This window comes from Sphingobacterium paramultivorum (assembly GCF_014109745.1).
GTDB classification, from domain to species: Bacteria; Bacteroidota; Bacteroidia; order Sphingobacteriales; family Sphingobacteriaceae; genus Sphingobacterium; species Sphingobacterium paramultivorum.
The window spans coordinates 1,146,265-1,165,899 of sequence record NZ_CP058555.1 but is presented as its reverse complement, the minus strand read 5'-3'; the positions used below and the strand labels follow the sequence as shown (position 1 = coordinate 1,165,899).

At 38.1% G+C, this 19,635-nt stretch carries 20 protein-coding genes; 11 read left to right on the top strand and 9 right to left on the bottom strand.

The features are described 5' to 3' along the window. Positions 1-168: 168 nt before the first annotated feature. The 4 genes from HS960_RS04785 to HS960_RS04770 form a co-directional block, all read right to left on the bottom strand. Complete coding sequence (locus HS960_RS04785) at positions 169-1,512, bottom strand: TolC family protein (protein WP_182331481.1); 1,344 nt, start codon at positions 1,510-1,512, stop codon at positions 169-171. Between the two features lie 72 nt (positions 1,513-1,584). Next, positions 1,585-2,700 (bottom strand): ABC transporter permease, encoded by a 1,116-nt coding sequence (locus HS960_RS04780; RefSeq protein WP_202883751.1) that lies wholly within the window; start codon positions 2,698-2,700, stop codon positions 1,585-1,587. A 35-nt stretch (positions 2,701-2,735) separates the two neighbouring features. After that, positions 2,736-3,674: an HlyD family secretion protein gene (locus HS960_RS04775; RefSeq protein ID WP_182331477.1), complete on the bottom strand. Its 939-nt coding sequence runs from the start codon at positions 3,672-3,674 to the stop codon at positions 2,736-2,738. 35 nt (positions 3,675-3,709) lie between these two features. After that, positions 3,710-4,408: an ABC transporter ATP-binding protein gene (locus HS960_RS04770; protein ID WP_182331475.1), complete on the bottom strand. Its 699-nt coding sequence runs from the start codon at positions 4,406-4,408 to the stop codon at positions 3,710-3,712. 130 nt (positions 4,409-4,538) lie between these two features. On the opposite strand from HS960_RS04770, the gene HS960_RS04765 reads away from it, so the two are divergent. Next, the gene (locus tag HS960_RS04765) at positions 4,539-5,204 is read left to right on the top strand and encodes a MarR family winged helix-turn-helix transcriptional regulator (RefSeq protein ID WP_182331473.1); all 666 of its coding nucleotides are present in this window, start codon (positions 4,539-4,541) and stop codon (positions 5,202-5,204) included. Between the two features lie 147 nt (positions 5,205-5,351). On the opposite strand, the gene HS960_RS04760 is transcribed toward HS960_RS04765, so the two are convergent. The 4 genes from HS960_RS04760 to HS960_RS04745 all read right to left on the bottom strand — a co-directional run bounded on the left by HS960_RS04760 (position 5,352) and on the right by HS960_RS04745 (position 9,898). Continuing rightward, the gene (locus tag HS960_RS04760) at positions 5,352-6,215 is read right to left on the bottom strand and encodes an SDR family oxidoreductase (RefSeq protein WP_182331471.1); all 864 of its coding nucleotides are present in this window, start codon (positions 6,213-6,215) and stop codon (positions 5,352-5,354) included. Positions 6,216-6,318: 103 nt separating this feature from the next. Beyond that, a complete protein-coding gene (locus HS960_RS04755) occupies positions 6,319-8,460 on the bottom strand; it encodes a catalase (RefSeq protein WP_228280213.1) in 2,142 nt (713 codons plus the stop codon). A 269-nt stretch (positions 8,461-8,729) separates the two neighbouring features. Continuing rightward, positions 8,730-9,293, bottom strand: coding sequence for a hypothetical protein (locus HS960_RS04750; RefSeq protein WP_182331467.1), 564 nt, complete (start codon positions 9,291-9,293; stop codon positions 8,730-8,732). A gap of 41 nt (positions 9,294-9,334) precedes the next feature. Then, on the bottom strand, positions 9,335-9,898 hold the full coding sequence (locus HS960_RS04745; RefSeq protein ID WP_159732572.1) for a hypothetical protein: 564 nt from the start codon (positions 9,896-9,898) through the stop codon (positions 9,335-9,337). A 401-nt stretch (positions 9,899-10,299) separates the two neighbouring features. Between HS960_RS04745 and HS960_RS04740 the strand changes: the two genes are divergently transcribed. The 8 genes from HS960_RS04740 (at position 10,300) to HS960_RS04705 (ending at position 16,758) form a co-directional block, all read left to right on the top strand. Further along, entirely contained in the window at positions 10,300-11,121 is an 822-nt protein-coding gene (locus HS960_RS04740) for a helix-turn-helix domain-containing protein (protein WP_182331465.1), read from the top strand. 77 nt (positions 11,122-11,198) lie between these two features. Next, positions 11,199-11,798, top strand: a complete 600-nt coding sequence (locus tag HS960_RS04735) for an NAD(P)H-dependent oxidoreductase (protein WP_159732578.1) — start codon at positions 11,199-11,201, stop codon at positions 11,796-11,798. A gap of 229 nt (positions 11,799-12,027) precedes the next feature. Next, complete coding sequence (locus HS960_RS04730; RefSeq protein WP_182331463.1) at positions 12,028-13,020, top strand: SDR family NAD(P)-dependent oxidoreductase; 993 nt, start codon at positions 12,028-12,030, stop codon at positions 13,018-13,020. Between the two features lie 374 nt (positions 13,021-13,394). Then, entirely contained in the window at positions 13,395-14,204 is an 810-nt protein-coding gene (locus tag HS960_RS04725) for a helix-turn-helix domain-containing protein (RefSeq protein ID WP_182331461.1), read from the top strand. 141 nt (positions 14,205-14,345) lie between these two features. Then, on the top strand, positions 14,346-14,582 hold the full coding sequence (locus tag HS960_RS04720; RefSeq protein WP_182331459.1) for a hypothetical protein: 237 nt from the start codon (positions 14,346-14,348) through the stop codon (positions 14,580-14,582). 305 nt (positions 14,583-14,887) lie between these two features. Next, the gene (locus tag HS960_RS04715; protein ID WP_182331457.1) at positions 14,888-15,439 is read left to right on the top strand and encodes a hypothetical protein; all 552 of its coding nucleotides are present in this window, start codon (positions 14,888-14,890) and stop codon (positions 15,437-15,439) included. 263 nt (positions 15,440-15,702) lie between these two features. Continuing rightward, a complete protein-coding gene (locus HS960_RS04710) occupies positions 15,703-16,251 on the top strand; it encodes a hypothetical protein (RefSeq protein ID WP_228280211.1) in 549 nt (182 codons plus the stop codon). 24 nt (positions 16,252-16,275) lie between these two features. Further along, complete coding sequence (locus HS960_RS04705) at positions 16,276-16,758, top strand: DUF4241 domain-containing protein (RefSeq protein ID WP_182331455.1); 483 nt, start codon at positions 16,276-16,278, stop codon at positions 16,756-16,758. 20 nt (positions 16,759-16,778) lie between these two features. On the opposite strand, the gene HS960_RS04700 is transcribed toward HS960_RS04705, so the two are convergent. Continuing rightward, positions 16,779-17,873: a DUF4274 domain-containing protein gene (locus HS960_RS04700; RefSeq protein ID WP_182331453.1), complete on the bottom strand. Its 1,095-nt coding sequence runs from the start codon at positions 17,871-17,873 to the stop codon at positions 16,779-16,781. Positions 17,874-18,022: 149 nt separating this feature from the next. On the opposite strand from HS960_RS04700, the gene HS960_RS04695 reads away from it, so the two are divergent. Both HS960_RS04695 and HS960_RS04690 read left to right on the top strand, forming a co-directional pair. Beyond that, complete coding sequence (locus HS960_RS04695) at positions 18,023-18,700, top strand: hypothetical protein (RefSeq protein WP_182331451.1); 678 nt, start codon at positions 18,023-18,025, stop codon at positions 18,698-18,700. 25 nt (positions 18,701-18,725) lie between these two features. Next, positions 18,726-19,409, top strand: a complete 684-nt coding sequence (locus HS960_RS04690) for a hypothetical protein (protein WP_182331449.1) — start codon at positions 18,726-18,728, stop codon at positions 19,407-19,409. Positions 19,410-19,635 lie beyond the last annotated feature (226 nt).

Here is a 19,635-nt window from a genome sequence, read left to right as displayed (position 1 = left end):
TATACAAACTATTTCGCAAAGCCACATCTATACACGAAATACGTTTAAAATTTCAAAACACGTCATAAGTCTACCCATTAAACAAAAGTGTCATAGCATCAAGTTTCATGATGACACTTCTGTTTAATTAAGTTAATTACAACCGAAATTTTGTGAGGTTTGTATATTTTAACTCAGTTTTTTCAGAAATTCATTCAAGTTACCAGAGAAATTCAACTGCTCTATTTGTTTCAGAATAAGATCAGCTTGTTGTTTAAGCAGACTATTTTTTTCTTTCAATAAATCAAGCTCCTGCAAATTCAGGTCACTGGCATTGTATTGCCCAGCGATAAAACGCTCCTGAAAAATAATCACATTTTGGGTCATTAATATTACATTATCGGTGGTAATATAAATCTGTTCTTTGAACTTCCGGATATCTTCACTGGCCTGCAAATAATCTTTCATCAACTTGTTTTGTGTTTCAGAACGATTGTGGGTTATGCCCTGCACTTGGGTTTCCAGCTGTTTTACTGTGTAGCGGATGTTTTCGCCCAATAGCGGCATTTTAAGCGAAAGTCCTACATAGCTGTTTCCAAACCACGAATTGGGCATAACAGGGTTAAATTTTTCAGCATATTGATTGGCGCCCAAATACCCAATAAAATTAAGTGCGGGTCTGTATTTATACTTTTCCGATTTAATCTGTTGTTTTAACAATGCCTCTTTGAAGCCCAGTTGTTTTATGCTCGCAACTTCATCGAAACGGACATTTTCATTTGCGTCTGAAAAATTTCCAGAAAGCAAAGGCGAAAAATCAACCGGATTATCAAGTAACTGGTTTACGGGCAAAGTGGTCAAAAAACTAAGGTATATTTTTTCTTTTACCAGTTCCGAAACCGCTGTTTTGTAACTTGAAATAGCGTTATTGTGGTTAAACAATGCTTTATTTACATCAGTTTTCAAAACCCTTCTTTCATCGAATTTACCTTTGATAAGCGCGTAAGATTTATAAGTTCGTGCAGTATCTACTACCGCAGTTTCTAATTGCTTGGTATATACCAGCAGCTTACCAAAAGACCGCAGCACTTCATACTTTAAGTCATCTTCGGCAAGCTGCATATCTGCCTGTTTAACTTTTTCATTAATCCTGCTTTCGCCTATTTTACTCTTTATAGAAAAATCCACCAAGGGCTGTGTAAGGGTTATACCTGCGGTTTGCTGCCATTTTGAACCAAATTGAACGGCACGCAATTCATCACTGGGTGTGGAGGATAACTGTCCCACAGGTATCACCTGACTGGCTATAATAGGGTTATACCTGTATTCGTAAGCCAAGGAAAGTTGGGCTGTATATTTGTTTTTTGCTTCCAATTCCTGCAAATTTGCTACAAGAACATCCGTTTTTACGGCAAGGATATTGGCTTTGTTTGCCAATGCCAGGCGGACACATTCCGACAGACGTATCGGCTTATCCTGTGCGTACACTGCGCTGCTGAGAAAAGCGGTCAGCAACCATATTATTTTTTTCATTGAATTTAATTTGATTATTTATAACTGTTGTTATATACTCAAAGGAATAAATGAGTTCGCTATACTCGGTTTTTAACCTCTGAAAACGGAAGCAGGTTCTACACTATTGATTTTTTTAATGGCGAATAAGGACCCTCCGACTGAAATGAAAACGGTAATAAGAAACATCGCAAAAAGCTGTATAGGCGAATAATGGAATACCAATCCTGCTTCCTGCACCCCGATCCTAAATAGTTGAAGAAGTAAGAATGCCAATGCAAAACCTACGATTGCAAACAGAAACGATTGTGTCAATATCAGCTTGCGTACATAGCCATTTGTAGCACCTATCGCTTTTAACGTACCATAATCCTTGATACGGTCAAGCGCAGAAGAATATAAGGTAAGACCGATGATAAAGAAGCCACTAATGATCGCAAAAACCACCAATGAACCAACACTGGTTCCGATATTGGATGATATGGTAAGATAGCTGACTGTTTCACTTTTAAGTACCTGCGCATCCCACGCCCTTACGCCGTAAATAGTTTTGTTGATATTGTCAACAACCTTTTTAATGTCATAGCCGAGTTTTACCTGTACAGCAACCGTACTGATTTTATTTTCGGGAAATCCACCATAAAAACGGGCTTTGCTCAATGTGGTGTACATCAATGCACCGGAAAAACTCCGTGCATTTTTGGTCTGTACTTTTATAAAGGCTTCTTTACCGTTGATTTCTAAACGGCTTCCGACTGCCAGACTCGAATTGAAAGCAGACTCGTCGTAATACTCTGCCGTTATACCACCTTCTTCGTTGAGATGCATTAGCTCGCCACTTTGAATAAGAGATCTACGGGGTCCCGCTACGAACAGAGGTGCCTCGCTCCCTACCAAAATTACCGACCCTGTTTTACCATTGTTGAATTTTACCGATGCATTGGCAACAACAACGGGATAGGTATTGGCTACACCTTCAATACTTCTGATTTCACGTACTAATCCGTCGTCTATTTTTGCCAATTCGTTGGCATTTTGAGTAATGTTGTCCACCACCCATATCTGACCTATGTCTGACCTTGAATTATCAACCAATCCACCCATCATTCCGGTCAGGAATGTTAAAATACCCAGCTGCTGACCAATAAGGAACACACTGATAACGATACCGATAATAATACCAATGCTCTTGGCTCTATCGTATCTCATAAATTTTAATGCTGTCGAAAACATAGTTTCTGATTTTAAAGGTTGATAACACACTCCACTTTGGAGTTGATCACCAATCCGGGGTTCCCCTGTATGCTAATCTTTATTTCTCTTACCCGCCTATCTTCCTGGTCATTTGCTTTCTCCGAAAACAGGGATTTCTTTTTAAGATATGGGGACAGCATCTTGATCGTGCCTTTGGCAATAACTTCCTGCGAACCTGCATAACGAATACTCACTTGCTGACCAACTTTCAGTTTTTGGCTGAAGAGTTCATCGACCTCGCTTCGGATAATCAATGCTCCTTCAGGTGCGAATTCCGCATAGGTTGCATACTGATTAAGTGCTCCGCCCTGTGTAACCTGCATATTTAAAACCTTGCCGGCAGTTGGGGCACGAAGTACTTTCTTTTCGGCCTCGGCTTCAGCTGTGCGAAGCTGCCCGGCAATTTCCTGCAATTTGCTTTCTGCCATCTGCACATTGATTTTAGATTTTTCAAGTGATACCGTCAGTGTTTTCACATCCGTTTCCAGGTCATCATACACCTGTATGGTTTCCGCTCCTTTATTGACAAGATTTTTGGTGGTTACCAAGAGCTTTTTCTTGTTGACCAGTTTCGCTTCGGCATCCTTGATATTGTTTTTTTCAAGGGCAATCTGTGAAGACTGCGTCTTCATGTGGCTTCTGATCTCGCTAATTTTCAGACGTTCGGTTTCGTTTTCTAATTGAACTAATTTTTCCCCTCCCGTTACGCTATCTCCGTCCGTCTTAAAAACCTGAGTGACAATACCACCCGATGTAGCAGCAAGGTTTACAATCTTGCTTTCGGGCTCTACCTTACCTACACCTACTACTTCTGTTATTTGCGCGGCAGAACGGTCGATGGTTTCCTGCTGATCTTTTGCCTTTTTTTCCTGCTCACCGCAAGAGCTTAACAAGAGAATCGTTGCAATAAGTATTGATATTTTCTTCATTTTATGAAATGCTTGATTTTTGTGATTAATGTATTTTAATGAAAATGTGCGTCTTCCGGTGCTGTTTCGGACGCTACCCCGTCATTGACATAAATGATCCTATCGGCATACGATTTTAGGCGCAAATCGTGTGTGACAACCGCCACCGACTTGCCTGTGGTCGAAAGCATTTTAAGTTCCTCCATTACTACAGATACGCTTTTGATATCTAATGCAGCAGTGGGTTCATCGCAAAGCATCAATGAGGGCTCAGTGACCAATGCTCTTGCTATGGCGACACGTTGTTGTTGTCCGCCACTGAGTATTTTTGGCAGGTTTTTCATTCTGTCTTCCATACCCACTTTTATTAGTGCATCTTCGGACCGTTTTTTTGCTTCCGACTTAGGTATTCCCATCAGAATTAAAGGCTGCATTACATTTTCCAGTGCATTAAGAGGAGCCAACAGGTTAAAACTCTGGAAAACAAAGCCAATGTTTTTCAGGCGTACATCGGCAAGTTCTTTTTGGTTCAATCCATTAATTAGTTTATCGGCAATGAATACCTCTCCCGCGGTTGGAAATATTACACAACCCAACAGGGATAACAGGGTTGTTTTCCCTGAACCGGATGGTCCAATGATTAAGGTCAGTTCGTTTCTTCTAAAATCGAATGACGTAGATTGCAGTGCAGTGATTAATGTATCCCCGGTTTTGTACTGCTTACTTGCATTTTTAACAGATGCGACTATATCCATATATTTATATGTAATCGTAATTAATAATGCAAATGTAGTACGAAAACATTTATATTTCGCCATATAAGAGAAATTATTTTCAAGTTATCGTGTTTTATTTACTATTTTTGAGACGTAAACATTGTATTCTATGCATAAGAAAGAGATACTAAAAGAGCTCGTGGAGCATTTTTTTGACTTTGACGATGAATTTCAAGGGGAGAAAGAGTATTCGATGGCGGACTTTGTAGGTTACCTGAATGTAAGGTATGCGGTACAAACAGCAGCCATCAGAAATATAGCGGGAGAAGAAGAGGAATGGATCAAAGAGGACGATGATGTGAATACGGATATTTCGACCTTACTTGTCTTTATGTATCGATATGCGGTAGTATATTTCAAAAAGGCATTAAAAGAGGGTCCTATTAATACATTGGATGAATTTTCATTTTTGATTGTATTGATGACTTACCCAAGTTTGAGCAAGACTGAGCTGGTACAGAAATTAATCATGGAAAAAACTTCGGGTGTAGAGGTTATTAAACGCTTATTAAAAAACGAACTTATAGAAGAATTTGACAACCCGAACGACAAAAGAAGCGTACTGGTGGCCATTACCGCGAAGGGCAAGGAAGAGCTTGCGTCCCTGTTTCCTAAAATGGGATTAGTAGGGAGTGTGATTGTTGGCAATCTTACCTCTGCAGAAGTGAGTTCTTTATCCTTCCTATTACGTAAACTGGATTATTATCATAACGATATCTTTCTTCATCACCGCAATTTGAGCCTGGAAGAACTCCGAGATAGAAAGGATTTATAGTATTATATCGGTCAGTAGAATGGAAAATTATTCGAAGAGAACCAATTTGTTATCTGACTAGCCCTGAAAACCCGTATCTATTTTTCAGGGCTAGTCAGATTTATATTAGATTAGTAGGGCAGCAAGTTGGAAATTTCGGGCTTTGAGCTATCCATTTATGATCTCTCCTCCATTGGGATGTAAAACTTGACCGCTCATAAAATGTGAATCTTCGCTAGCTAGAAATAGAAAGCTTGGCGCAATTTCATTAGGCATTCCTGCCCTCTTCATTGGAGAGTCGCTTCCAAATTCGGAGTTCTTTTTAGGATCAAAAGATGATGCTATCAATGGTGTCCATACCGGACCTGGAGCCACAGCATTGACCCGAATTCCTTTAGCTATAAGATTTGCTGACAAGCTCCGTGTAAACGAAATTATTGCACCTTTTGTTGCAGAATAATCGATCAACTTTGGACTGCCTCGATAGGCTGTCACCGAGGATGTATTAATTATGCTTGCTCCCTTCTTAAGATAAGGTATGGCATACTTCGTAACCCAGAAATAGGAAAAGAAATTATTCTGAAAAGTCTTGATTAACTGCTCAGTGGAAATTTTTTCAATTGATTCTGTTTCCCAGTGAAGACCCGCATTATTAACAATAATATCAATTTTCTTATGCGCTTTTATTGCAATTTGAATGACTTTTTTACAGTGATTTTCTTTTCCCAAATCACCTTTAATCAGCGTACATTTTCGAGAGAAGGATTCAACCTCTTTCTTGGTTTGTTTTGCATCTTTTGTTTCACTAAGATAGGCTACAACAATATCGGCTCCCTCCTTCGCAAATAACAACGCTACAGCTTTGCCTATGCCACTATCTCCGCCCGTAATTAACACTACCTTATCTTTTAATTTTCCTTCTGCAGGATACTTTAATGGAGACGTGTCAGGAACTGGTGCCATATTCATTTCCAATCCCGGTCGCTTTTGCGTTTGCAGCGGTCGAATCTTTTTACTCGCTCCTTTTTTCATGCTACTTCTTGTAAATTATTATAAACAATTTCTGATTTCCAGTCCTACTTCTATTCGACTGTTAAACAAATAGTCCTTCTACCGAAGGACTATTCACTGTATATCAAGAAGGTACCTTTCTCGATTTTTCTCTCTCCCAAACACGGTGGCCTTTCATTACCGCTATAAAATCCGCTGTTAAATTGTCCGTGCTTTCGAAAATAACGCCTTTATCTTTTTTAATAAATGACCGTTCAGCTAACCCTTCAGCATCTTTAGCAAATGCCAGGACCTTACAGTGTCGGTAACCTTCATTGATAAAATGGAGATAATCGGCATTTTGCGCAAGAGTCTTTACCGATTCGCCTGCTGGTGTGAAGAATGCATCGTAACAAACTGAGGCCTCTGTAAGATAGGAATGTTGGATATCTTCTTCCGTCCCTTCCATGAACCGGATCTTTCCGACATGAGATGCGATTAGCACGGCTTGCGCTCCTTCGCTTTCAAGTACTTTTTTCATTTTATCTATCGAAGATTTGCTAGCCCCATTATCAACAAGGAAAGCGACCTTTCTGCTCTTGATTGTACCCGCGCCGTCTTTTACTTTCATGCTCAAAGCAGCAGACTTATCAACTTCGGGTTTGACTGGTTTAAGAGGATATTGAGGATGGTTCTGCCGTGCGAATTTGAGGGTTAATGGATCAAGTTCTTTTGGCGGAGTAAGCCCGAGGTTTGTACCAACATTTTTTGCTAATCCCTGGTCTATCTGATTCAAAATAGCCAGTTCTCGCTTTCGTATATTGACATCATTTACTTTCGAAAGCTCAAAACTCAGGGCATTGACCATGTGATCCTGTTCTTCTGTGCTCTGTGAATTAAAAAATAGTCTTGCTTGTGTAAAGTGGTCTGCGAAGGAATCTGAGCGCCCCCTAATTTTCGAGCCATCGATAGCTTGCTTGTGGGATTCAAATCCTACCCCATCATTGAGCATTGCATGATAAGGACAGCCCACAGCTTTGCTATTAGGGAAATAACTCACAGCACCTTTAGGAATCTCAGACCGCGCAAAACCATCTTTTTGATTATTGTGCTTGCCGGTCACGGGACGATTGATAGGAAGCTCATGGAAATTCGGACCACCTAATCGATAATTTTGGGTATCCATATACGAAAATATTCGCCCTTGCAAAAGCGGATCATCCGAAACATCTATACCTGGCACTAACCTTCCGGGGTCGAAAACGGCTTGTTCGGTCTCTGCAAAAAAATTCTCTGGATTGCGATTTAGTGTCATCGTTCCAATAATCTGAACAGGCACCAGTTCCTCTGGGATAATCTTTGTCGCATCAAGAATGTCAAACGAGTATTTAAATTCATCGGCCTCAGGAATTAATTGAACGCCGAGATCCCACTGCGGAAAATCGCCCCTTTCTATAGCTTCATAGAGATCTCTTCGATGAAAATCAGCATCAAATCCTGAGATCTTTTGGGCTTCGTTCCATGCGACTGAATGTACTCCTAATCTGGGTTTCCAATGAAATTTAACGAATGTGCCTTTTCCTTGGGCATTCACAAATTTAAATGTATGGACACCAAAACCTTCCATCATCCTTAAACTTCGGGGTATGGCACGATCTGACATCGTCCACATGATCATGTGTGCAGATTCGGGCATCAGTGATACAAAATCCCAAAAGGTGTCATGTGCAGATGCCGCCTGAGGCATTTCGTTGTTCGGCTCTGGTTTTACGGCATGGATGAGATCTGGAAAATTCATCGCATCCTGAATAAAAAAAACTGGAATATTATTCCCTACAAGATCGTAATTGCCTTCTTCGGTATAGAATTTAACAGAGAAACCTCGTACATCTCTAGCAAGGTCGGTAGAACCTTTGAAGCCCGCCACTGTTGAAAATCTAGTAAAAAGAGGCGTTACCATTCCTTTTTTTAAAAATGCTGCACTAGTATATTGAGATAGGTCAGCAGTCGCTTCGAAAATACCATGGGCTCCTGATCCACGCGCATGAACGACACGTTCTGGTATACGTTCACGGTCAAAATGCATCAGCTTATCAAAATAAATATGATCCTGTTGTAATGATGGTCCCCGCTCACCCGCCTTTAATGTATTGTTGTTGTCGGAAATAGGCACACCATCATTGGTGGTCATAATCTGCTGGGAATTGTCCACTAAATGCTGATCTATCTCAGCAGTTTTTAAATTCTTTTCTTTTTTCATATCCAATGCTGTTCTGATTTGATCCATCAGGTGAACAAAACCAAAGTCTGAAAGGTTTGGCAGGTATTTACATTTATATACAGAAGATATCCAAGGGTGTTATGACAGTACAGAGGCGAATGTAGATGCTGAAAAAAGCTGCGTGGTCAACATTTGCTGATATTTTCAAGGGAGCTAAAGTTTACGAGTAATAGCAAACATTCAAGGTTACATCAGTAAACCATTAAATTGAAAGCATTCTATGCCAAAACTAACAGCCATTAATTGGGAATTAATTAAGGGCTGTTTCGGAAAGGCTACATACCAGGAGGAGTGCGATAGGTCATGATTTCCGTACCATTGGACTTTTTCACAATCTCCTTTGTATTTCTAAGTATTAATGTATGACTTCCAAGTTTGCTATATGATACAAAGTCTCCATCCGGAGTTTGTTTGCATATAACAAACATATGCCAGCCACCATCTGCTGGAAGTGAGATAATCACCTTTTTCCCAGACTTCAATTCATTTTCTATCGTTTGAAAAAGGCTGTCCACCGGAAAGCTAGAATCTCGGGGTAAAACAAATTTTTGAGTAAAAGTAATACCGTATAATTCTTTATTGTCAAAATCCCGGAAAGAACCATCTGCTTTGTTTTGCCATTCCTTTTGTAAGCCGTAAAAATCAAAATCCACCACTTTATAATACTTTAGGATCATTTCGACAGCAGATGGAATGCAGGACATTTGAAAGAGTTGATTGTGGTTATTTATGACAGTATCAAAAAACTCAAGATTATCGTCTTTTTGTGCTTGAGCCTTCGAATGATAAACAAAAGATGTGGACATTAACACAACTAAACTTAAGAGAACCTTTTTCATAATTTAAATTACTTTTGATAGTAAGATAAGATAATACTTCACTACAAATGAGGTACAATGCTGTACGTCATGATTTCTGTACCGTTAGACTTTTTCACAATTTCTTTTGTATTTCGAAATATCGTTGTATGGCTACCGTGCTTGCTGTAAGAAACAAATTCGCCATCCGGAGTTTGTTTATAGACGACAAAAATGGACCAACCTGTTTCTACCTGAAGTGCGATAATTACCTTTTTCCCAGATTTCAATTCATTTTCTATCGCTTGAAAAAGACTGTCCATCGGAAAACTTTCATCCCGTGGCAAGTTAAATTTCTGGGAAAAAGTAATTCCGTATAATTCCTTTTTATCAAAGTCGCGAAAAGAACCATCCGTTTTATTTTGCCATTTAATTTGCAAGTCATAAAAATTAAAATCCACCACTTTGCAATACTTTAGCACCATTTCGATTGCTGAGGGGATACCTGAAGCCGGAAAGATTTGATTGTGGTTGTTTACAACAGTATCAAAAAAATCGTAATTGTTGTTGTTTTTTACTTGTGCCTTCGCATGAAAAATAACCGCTGTGGATATTAACAAGACTAAAATAAAGAGCATCTTTTTCATAACTTATTTTTGATTAATTGAGCCTCCACGTGGCAGATAAAAACTTTGATGTGCGAAAGTAACAAAATGGAATAGCTTGCTTTAAAATCTTCATTGGTTATCTGATGTTTTCTCAAATATTTTGAGATATCGTTTAAAGTTTACAATTATAGAAAAATACATAAAAAGCAAAAATTTTAGTAGCCTTTCTGTCTCAATTTTTTGTCGATTTTTATCATTATTAAACCGCTGTGAAGGGCAAATAAGAATTGCATTGTTCAGACAGTCAAAAGTGGAGCTTCGGGCTTTGTCTCCCTGTGGCAGGAAAAATGTTGGGAGGGTTATAAAGGAATAAAGAGCTTTTAAATAATCCAAACTATGAGGATCAAAAACATAGATTTTTCTTACATTGGTAGTTATATATGAAACCAAAGGAAGAAACATATCGTAGTTACAGAATTTCTGCGCCCAAAGAGTTTGAAGCAGTGTTCTCTCATTTCTATTATGCTGAAAACAAGTCTGAACATACCATAACCAAAACCCTTCTCCCTTCTTTTCAAACCATTATGGTTTTTAATTTCGGAGCTCGGGCATTTTTGGTTTCCAAGCAAAAAACAAAAATTGAAGTTGACAAATGTATCGTTTTGGGCCCTATTAAATCAGCACTTGAATACAGCCTTCCCCCCGATTCCATTATCCTAGTTGCTAATTTCAAGGCTGATGCATTTTATCGTTTTTTTGGCAAAGCATTTCTATCTGATCATTTGCCTGTTCACCCAGATGAAGCTATGGAAGAAAATTGTTTTACCCGTTTATGGTTTCAATTAGATAATATTTCCGCCACAGAAGAAAAGGTAGACCATATTCTTAATTTCGGCAAACCCTATCTCAATCAGCAGAATGCCACCTCTACGCTATTGGCTAATTTCAGATCGGATACGATGAACTCCATCAAATCCATTGCTGAAGAAGCTAGACAAAGTGAAAGAAACATCCAATTGATCCATAAAAGGCACTTTGGCTTCAGTGCAAAGGAAGTGAATCGATACCATCGTTTTGTTAAAGCCATTGAATTGATTCAGCAGACAGATTTTTCTAAAGAAAAGGTCAACTGGTTTGAAATCATCGATCAATGCGGTTATTATGATCAAAGCCAGCTTATTCACGACTTTAAACATTTCATTAATCTTTCGCCTAAGAATTACCTAAAATTCCAGCAGGATATTTGTCGGGCTGGTGAATAACCTGTTTCGTTTTCTTACAATTTTTGAGGTGTTCCCTATTTTACTTTTGTATTGTTCAATCAATTAAAAGTAACAGTATGAAACATCTTATTATTTACGCCCACCCCAATCAGGAAAGTTTGAATGCTCAGTTTAAACAATCTATTGATAACGTTCTGCAACAACAGGAGCATAAAGTAATTACCAGAGACCTGTATCAACTGGGATTTGACCCTGTATTATCATTGGAAGATATGGACGGACAACGAAAAGGTTACGTTAATGAACTTATCAGACAAGAACAGGAGTATATTTCCTGGGCAGATGTGGTCACCTTTATCTATCCGATTTGGTGGACCGGCATGCCGGCCATTATGAAAGGGTATATCGACAGAGTATTCAGCTACGGGTTTGCCTATCGTTATGATCAGGGAATACAAAAAGGATTATTAGCCGGAAAACAGGCTATAATTCTCAATACCCACGGAAAATCCCACGAAGAATATACCGCTATCGGTATGGATAAAGCATTATTACTGACATCTGATAAAGGTATCTATACCTACTGCGGTTTTCAGATCAAAGAGCATCTCTTTTTTGATAAAGCTGACCGGGCCACTCCTGAAGTCGTTGAAATGTGGCTTGCTACAATCAGGAATGTATACACGATTATGGATCCTCAACTTTCTAATCATTGAAACTGATGTATTTTGTTTATGAGGGGTTCATAGCTTGGGAGTAATATAACACTTGCCCAACAACATCGAAATAGAAGGCAGGATTTTGAAGATCCTGCCTTTTTTCTGCTTATATCCTGATCAAGATCCCCTGCCCTTTTGAACAAAGTTAATTAGGCCTTTTGAACAAAACAGGACATATTGATCCGCCCTAATTTTGTCTCAGTAATAACAATTAAACATATTCAAAATGGAAAAGAATAATTATCAGGGAGCTCAACAACAACCTATAGGTTCGGGCTTCAATGCAAAATCAACAGCTAATGATGTGATTCAAAACATCGATCTTACCGGGAAAACAGCTATCGTAACAGGCGGCAACACAGGGATTGGACTGGAAACCACAAGAATACTCGCCGCAGCCGGAGCTACCGTAATTGTCGCTGCACGTGATATCGACAAAGCAAAGAAAAATCTGGAAGGAATATCCAATATTGAAATTGCAGCAATGGATCTAATGTCTCCCGCCTCTATTGATACTTTCGCAGAAAATTTTGTCGCTTCAGGAAGACCTTTACATTTACTCATTAACAATGCAGGTATTATGTGGGTCCCTTTGCGTAGAGATGAACGGGGTATAGAATCACAACTCGCTACCAACTATTTAGCCTTGTTCCAGCTCACCTCCAGATTGTGGCTTTCCCTTAAAAAAGCCAACGGAGCGCGAGTGGTTAATGTTTCCTCTCATGGCCACTATTTCGCACCTTTTAATTTTGATGATCCTAATTTCCTGCACAGAGAATATGAAACATTACAGGGCTATGGACAATCCAAGACCGCAGTCAATCTTTTTTCAATGGAATTGGACACACGAGGACAATCTGCTCATATCAGAAGTTATGCGGTTCATCCCGGTTCTATCGGTGGAACAGAATTGGGCAGAGAAGCCCCATTGGAGCTATTCCAAAAAATGGGGTTTGTGGATGCAGACGGTAATATGTTACCCGAAGTTGCCGCATTGCTAAAAACGATCCCACAAGGAGCTGCCACAACGGTATGGTGCGCAACAAGCCCTAAGCTTGATCATATCGGCGGCGTTTATTGTGAAGATGGAGACATCGCAGTAGTCTCATCGGATATTACCGCCCAAAAAGGGGTACATCCCTATTCACTGGATGAAACCAATGCCAAAAGACTTTGGAAACTCACCGAAGAGATGACAGGTATCCGGTTCAATCCATAAATCCATTTAAATCTACTCATTAAATGTTCTATTTAACTTATTGTGTTACGTATTTTAAAAAATAAAAAATTTAAAAGATAAAATAGCGGTAATTACCGGTGGTAATAGCGGTATTGGCTATGCTGCCGCTAAAAAATTAAAAGAAAACGGCGCTTATATGATCCACTATTTAACAAGCGAAAATGCAGGTTTCCCGACCGGAGCCAACTTTCTGGTGGATGGCGTACAATCTATCAAGAATTAATTTCAAGCATAAAAGAGAGGCAAGATGGCCCTTCTGCCTCTCTATTTTCAACAATGAACTTTTAAACAAAGTAAATTATGTTATTTCTTATCTTTACCTTATTGATTTCTTTCATAAAAAAGCAAAAATCATGGAATACCAAGCCCGATACATCACCGAAGATATAAAGCTTTCCAGCTACGAAGACCAATTTTTTAAATCGGACATTATGTTTGACCAACATATGTTGGTCTGGTTTCTTTCCGGAGAAACAAAGATTGTACAGGCTGATGCCACCTGTCTATTTGGAAAAGGGGATATCTTTTTAATTCCCAGAAACCAATTGGCTACAATAATTAATTACCCTAAAGATGGCGAACCTCACAAAACGGTAGTCATGCATTTATCATTAGAAACATTAAAAAATTTTTATGCTGATAAGACCATAGATCCCCAACCACAAAATTCACCTAAGATTTTTTGTTTCAATAATCATCCTCTCCTAGAAAGCTGCCTAGCTTCGCTTATCCCTTATTTTGACATGAAAGATATCCCTGAGGATATTGCTGCGATTAAAATTACCGAAGCCATCAGCATTCTCAGAACCTTGGATAAAAGGATCGATCAATTACTTGCTAATTTTGAAGAACCCGGAAAGATCAACCTAGTCGATTATATGGAGAAGAATTTTATGTTCAATCTTCCGCTGGAAAAGTTTGGTTACCTCACTGGCAGAAGCCTCACAACATTTAAACGGGATTTCAAAAAAGCATTTACCATGACCCCACAACGATGGTTAACTTACAAACGTTTGGAGCTTGCCTATTATCAACTAACAGAAAAGAAAAAAAAGCCTCTGGAAGTTTGCTATGAGGTAGGATTTGAAAACCTTTCCCATTTTTCATTCGCCTTTAAGAAGCAGTTCGGGTTTGCACCAAGTCTGCTGAAAAGTAATTCCTGACGCCAATTCAATTTGAATTAATCAAAATCCATTGCTTAATCCCTACTACGCTTTTCGAGTACTGGAACAGATCCAGTTATTTCGTAAAAATTTGTATGAAACCGTTGGAACAATATTCCCATTATTCTTTATTTTTAGACTATGATTGATTATACTATTTCGCTTGTACCTAGCGTGTCCAGGTACGCTTTTGCTGAAATTGCTGTAGATGATATTTTAAAGTGGTTAGTTTCGAAAGATATCGTCAAAGCTGAATTATCGGAATGCACACTGGGCAACCTTGGATATGCATTTTCTGACGGTGCTCAATACATTGTATTAGAGCCTCATTTCCTTCCACACCAACTTGATATAAATGGTCTGGAAATAACAACTTAGCGTACTATATTTAATACCGGACAAAATGGTATCGATCGTATAGTATGCCCCAATTGTACTGAAAATATTGTAGACAATGAATGGGATCTAGATCCCTGGTACCAGGGTTTTACCGATAACTTGTTGTGTCCGATATGCGGCACTGAAAGTGACATCCATCAATATGTTTTCGAACCACAGTGGGAATTCAGCAATCTTGGATTTACATTTTGGAACTGGCCTGAATTGAAACCTGAATTTATAGTTGAATTGCAGGAAAAGTTAAACTGTGACCTGGTAGTTGTAGGGTCCCACATTTAGTCATCATGGAAAAAGACAACAATGAAGGAAGAAGTATCATTAAAGGAAGTGGTATGCTCCATGTCAATTGGGGTGATGAAAAAAATGGATCAGTACTATTTTTTCAGGGGGAAACGATCTTATTAGGAATTTGTAATGTTCCCTTTGCTTTATACACAACAACTCGGTTTGACAGAAATACCTTGCCAAATGAACATGTAAAACACCTTGACCAGCTTGAAAAACTATTTCTAACAGGTGATTATAGCAGTAGAAGGGTAAAAGAAAACAGTCCATATGATATCCCGTTATGGATAAATGACCTTGAAAATATAAGTTTGTTGTATTTGGATCATTTTGATTTAATTGGTTTGACCAACCTAAGGATAAAAAACCTAAAAACACTGGTTCTTAAAAATGCTCATATTATTGATATTCCAAACCTTCTAATTGAGCTATTAACTTACAAAAACCTAACTCATATTGCTTATGATGCGTCTTGTATTCCATTAATCGACCAATTAAGAAAGCATCATGCTGGAGGGATTACTTTTGAGCTCTTAGATGGTTCGAGCTAAATTTATCCACCAATCTAAAAAGTGACGCTGCAAATTTGATTGCAAATGACTGATAAGCTCGATCTCTTTTTAAATGAGAAAATAAGTTAAAAAAACGCTAAGAGTTATGATCTTGGATAGCACCAAAAGTAAGACAGAAAATTTCTTAGCGATTTTTTAAAAGTTCTATTTGAAGAACGTATTAAGATTCTTATTAGCTACTACAATCTATTTTTTATACTTTTATCGTTAGGATTTAGAGAAATAACCGTTCACTTTCAAAGATGAAAAGTATCACGAATTCAATCACATCTTCTCATTATATACAGAGTTTTGCATTTGACCAGGTTGAGACCTATTCCCTCCAGCGCGGAGAGGAATACAATGCGGTGATCCAAATGCTAAAACCAGAACGTAATGGTTTAAAAGTGAGAAAGGAGAAACGAAACAATCTGACCGAAACCGAAGAAATTCGACTGAGCGAATTGGACAAGCTATTAGGTGTAACACAATATTTAATTGATGATACAGGGCAGTTTCATTTTTCGAGTCAAAGAATAAATACTTTTCAGTATGATAATGAGGTAGTCGGTCTACTAAAGAATATTTTACTTACGAAAACAACTGACGTGTCCAACTGGATGTGTGCCCCCATTTACAGGGATGCTATCGTATTCTATAATAGTTCGGGCGAAATTGTATCAGCACTGAATATCTGTTTAAGTTGTGAAGCAATGGCAATAGATAGCTCCAATCAGGTTGTCGCTGATTGCAGCATATATGAAATGCTCAGAAAGTTTTTTCAGGAGGTGGCTCATCCTATAGAGATATGAACTAAATAAAGAAAATTATTTCCCATGCACAAAATAACAATAACAATATGTCTGATGGCCGTTGTGCTATTTTTATACATTTCAAGAAACAAAGTTCCAAGTAATACTAACGATGTCATTGTACAAACAGCCAAATTTGACCTGACGGATACCATACCGAAAATAACCATTAAGGATACATCGCTCACATTCCCACAGATATTTGAGGGAAGTTTCGCGAAGGCCACAAAAGTAGCGCAATTCGGTACGGAAATAACTTTTGATAAGATAGCTTTAGGAAATCTAAAGGTATCATCAGGCCAGATTATCGCAACTGATCCCGTTACCTTAAGGGATGCGGCAGCTTTTAGTGAAAATTTTCCTGTTGGTGAGTTTCCGGTCGAATTGGCAATGGCCAATATTAATGCCAATAAGGATCGAAGGGTCGCATTTGCACGCGTAAAATTCTCAGATAAGCCCATCCAGAAATGGGAGTTTGCGTTATTAAATATCCAGCTAAGCCACTAAAGTCACCGTAATATTTCAATTCATAGCGAATACTCCAATGAACAATTGCTGATCAAATTTTTAATAACTTCGTTATCCAGATTTTGCCGCTGATCTGAAACAACTGAGAATGAAAATAAAACGCCGCCTTTTTCCACTAAGATGAGCTTCAGGAATTTTAAATTTTCGACATCATTTATTTTGACCTGCATGCCTTTACTGACGGCAAACCAAGTATCACTATGTTTGATGCGGGCTATCTTATCAAAGTTTTCTTCAACAGCAACTATTTCAATAAAAGCCGGAATATAGAAAAACTCATTGCGCATCATTGTTGAAACATTGGTGGCCGCATTTTCCAGCTGTAATGCTTGGCTATTAAATAGAAAAAGAACCACTAAAATATCATCATTCTCAATGACAAGATCCGGCTGCATAATGACCTTTCTTAGTTCCTTTTCATTTGCTCCAAAACGGTCTTTTATACCCGCAGGAAATGTATAACAATCTATAAAACTCTTTATCGTATTGTCTTTTACTATCCTAAAATCTCCTTCAGGTACCTTAAAAATAAAATTACATCTGTCAGTTATCAGCTTTAGAGCTTGAGATGTTTTTACAGTTTTTATTGTGCCATTATAGAACTTCAGATCTCTGCGATGAAAATTATCTGCAAATGATGTTTCGAGTTTTTTTCCCCTGGGTTTATTAAACAGAACAGCATCCTCCTTAATGTATTTTTTTAACTCTTCTACATCAAAAGATAAAGCGCCAGGGTCACTAACGGGATCATAATAGAATTTTTCATGCTTGTAGAATCCATTATCTAAATGGGTAATAATAGCCTTGATCAGTTCGAAATCACCTGACCTCTCAGCATCCGTTAAATAACCATCAACATCAGCTCTATGCAAGATCATCTTAACAGTCGAAATATCACAGTAAGGATGAGTTACAATAGCAAGTAGCAGATCATTCCCATCATCGTAATTGTGATTTTTTGCAATAAAATCAAGTTCGATAGGTTCGTTGATTTCCTCCAGCAGCTCCCTATCAAGCACATTTTCTTTAAAACTGTATTCAAAAAATGCTTTGCTTAGAAAAGCTGCTCTTTTTTCTGATATCTTATACTTCATCTACTAAAATTCTATTAAAATTTTGGCTAAAGATAGTTGGAAATTTACCGACTATTGTCGGCAAAACTATTTTACACTATTTCGTTTAAAAAGCACAATATAATAACTAAAGTGACATATTTGCAGCCTTAAACAATTAATTAATATTTATGAAATTAAAATTAGCCTATTTAATGCTTATAGCGATAGCATTTGTATCTTGTAAGAAAACAAACGAGGTAGAGATGTCTCTCTCCAATAGTGGAAAACTTACTTACAAATTAACTGACGCAAACGGTAAAGGCCTATCTAATGTAAAGATATCCTTGTTTGATCACTTGGACAGATATTATGCAAGCAACAGTATATTAATCGATGAGCGTCGTACCGACGGAAACGGCCAAGTTGATTTTGGTGATCTAAATCCGAAAAGTTATCTAATAGTCGCTGATTCGGCAAAAGTAAACAATGTAAATTATACTGTTAGAGATTATGTTCAGGTCACCACTGGTATGACAAAGAATAAAGAGACCAAAGTGACAGACTTTTCAGGAACATTAGTCGTTAAAGTAACTTCCTATAACACGAATCAACCCGCAAAAAATATAGGTGTTCTCATCATTCCTGTTAATAACTACGAATATGAGCAATATATTTCAAAAAACTTAGCTAACGCAGAATTTAAAGGTGTGACTGGCGAAAATGGAATTGCTACATTAAAGATCGCATCTGGCAAAGATTATGTCGTCTTACTCTATAATACAACAACCTTGTCAAACCTTAACTGGGGCACAACATCCATTCAAAAAGGTATGACGATGAACTATTTTGCAGGTTTTTATCAATAATTCGCTGATAAAAAACTTTAATGATATGAAAGTCTATTTTTTTATTGTGCTCACACTGTTGATTGCAACAGCCTCTTGTGAGAAGGAGGTCGTTGTCAAACTGGCAGAAGGGGAAATTACGGGAAAACTAAACTACAAATTGACAGACGATACTGGTAAGGGATTGTCTGGTCTCAAAGTTTACATTTATAACCCTGGGAGCAAGCAAGATCCTAATTCACCGATAGATTCAGCTATTACGAGCAGTGTTGGCGAAGTCAATTTCACGGATTTGTTACCTAATAATTATCAACTAAAGACAGATTCTATAAAATTAAATAACAACGATTACAGCGTCGATGAATATGTACAGATTACAGCGGGTATAGAACGTAAAAAGACAACAAAGGTAACTGATTTTTCGGGCACCCTGATAATTCGGTTACTATCGTACGAAACCCGCACCCCTATTCAAGATCAGGGAGTCGTCGCATTTCCTGTCAATAAGATCCATGTCACCTCTGATAATATCGCGGATGTAGTAAAAAGTTCGACGCTGAAAGGGCTGACGGATAAAAATGGATACGTAAGCCTAAAAGTACCAGCTAACCAAATTTTTGATTTTATTGTTCACCACAAGACATATGGTAATTATGGTTGGGGGTTTGGTTCTTACCAGGTAGCTAAGGGTAAAACGTTAAATATAACACTCTACAGCAGTTTTCTTTAACACAGTAACATTTCTTCATAACAGCTATGCCTAATTGTTAAAGCTGGAAACTTGTTATTTCTACTTAATCGCTAAAATGCGCGCTGTAGTCTTTGTTAAATTTACTGGAATCTAGATTAAAGGGGGAATAATATCCCCCTTAATAGTTGGGTGCAAGAACCCATATCGCATAAAGACAATGGATCTTGGTCTATTTACACTTGAAGATACTATCGATAATAGACGC

Bases quoted from the DNA above. Each gene is read 5' to 3' on its own strand.
- HS960_RS04785 (WP_182331481.1), bottom strand. From the start codon at position 1,512: ATGAAAAAAATAATATGGTTGCTGACCGCTTTTCTCAGCAGCGCAGTG.
- HS960_RS04780 (WP_202883751.1), bottom strand. From the start codon at position 2,700: ATGAGATACGATAGAGCCAAGAGCATTGGTATTATTATCGGTATCGTT.
- HS960_RS04775 (WP_182331477.1), bottom strand. From the start codon at position 3,674: ATGAAGAAAATATCAATACTTATTGCAACGATTCTCTTGTTAAGCTCT.
- HS960_RS04770 (WP_182331475.1), bottom strand. From the start codon at position 4,408: ATGGATATAGTCGCATCTGTTAAAAATGCAAGTAAGCAGTACAAAACC.
- HS960_RS04765 (WP_182331473.1), top strand. From the start codon at position 4,539: ATGCATAAGAAAGAGATACTAAAAGAGCTCGTGGAGCATTTTTTTGAC.
- HS960_RS04760 (WP_182331471.1), bottom strand. From the start codon at position 6,215: ATGAAAAAAGGAGCGAGTAAAAAGATTCGACCGCTGCAAACGCAAAAG.
- HS960_RS04755 (WP_228280213.1), bottom strand. From the start codon at position 8,460: ATGGATCAAATCAGAACAGCATTGGATATGAAAAAAGAAAAGAATTTA.
- HS960_RS04750 (WP_182331467.1), bottom strand. From the start codon at position 9,293: ATGAAAAAGGTTCTCTTAAGTTTAGTTGTGTTAATGTCCACATCTTTT.
- HS960_RS04745 (WP_159732572.1), bottom strand. From the start codon at position 9,898: ATGAAAAAGATGCTCTTTATTTTAGTCTTGTTAATATCCACAGCGGTT.
- HS960_RS04740 (WP_182331465.1), top strand. From the start codon at position 10,300: ATGAAACCAAAGGAAGAAACATATCGTAGTTACAGAATTTCTGCGCCC.
- HS960_RS04735 (WP_159732578.1), top strand. From the start codon at position 11,199: ATGAAACATCTTATTATTTACGCCCACCCCAATCAGGAAAGTTTGAAT.
- HS960_RS04730 (WP_182331463.1), top strand. From the start codon at position 12,028: ATGGAAAAGAATAATTATCAGGGAGCTCAACAACAACCTATAGGTTCG.
- HS960_RS04725 (WP_182331461.1), top strand. From the start codon at position 13,395: ATGGAATACCAAGCCCGATACATCACCGAAGATATAAAGCTTTCCAGC.
- HS960_RS04720 (WP_182331459.1), top strand. From the start codon at position 14,346: ATGATTGATTATACTATTTCGCTTGTACCTAGCGTGTCCAGGTACGCT.
- HS960_RS04715 (WP_182331457.1), top strand. From the start codon at position 14,888: ATGGAAAAAGACAACAATGAAGGAAGAAGTATCATTAAAGGAAGTGGT.
- HS960_RS04710 (WP_228280211.1), top strand. From the start codon at position 15,703: ATGAAAAGTATCACGAATTCAATCACATCTTCTCATTATATACAGAGT.
- HS960_RS04705 (WP_182331455.1), top strand. From the start codon at position 16,276: ATGCACAAAATAACAATAACAATATGTCTGATGGCCGTTGTGCTATTT.
- HS960_RS04700 (WP_182331453.1), bottom strand. From the start codon at position 17,873: ATGAAGTATAAGATATCAGAAAAAAGAGCAGCTTTTCTAAGCAAAGCA.
- HS960_RS04695 (WP_182331451.1), top strand. From the start codon at position 18,023: ATGAAATTAAAATTAGCCTATTTAATGCTTATAGCGATAGCATTTGTA.
- HS960_RS04690 (WP_182331449.1), top strand. From the start codon at position 18,726: ATGAAAGTCTATTTTTTTATTGTGCTCACACTGTTGATTGCAACAGCC.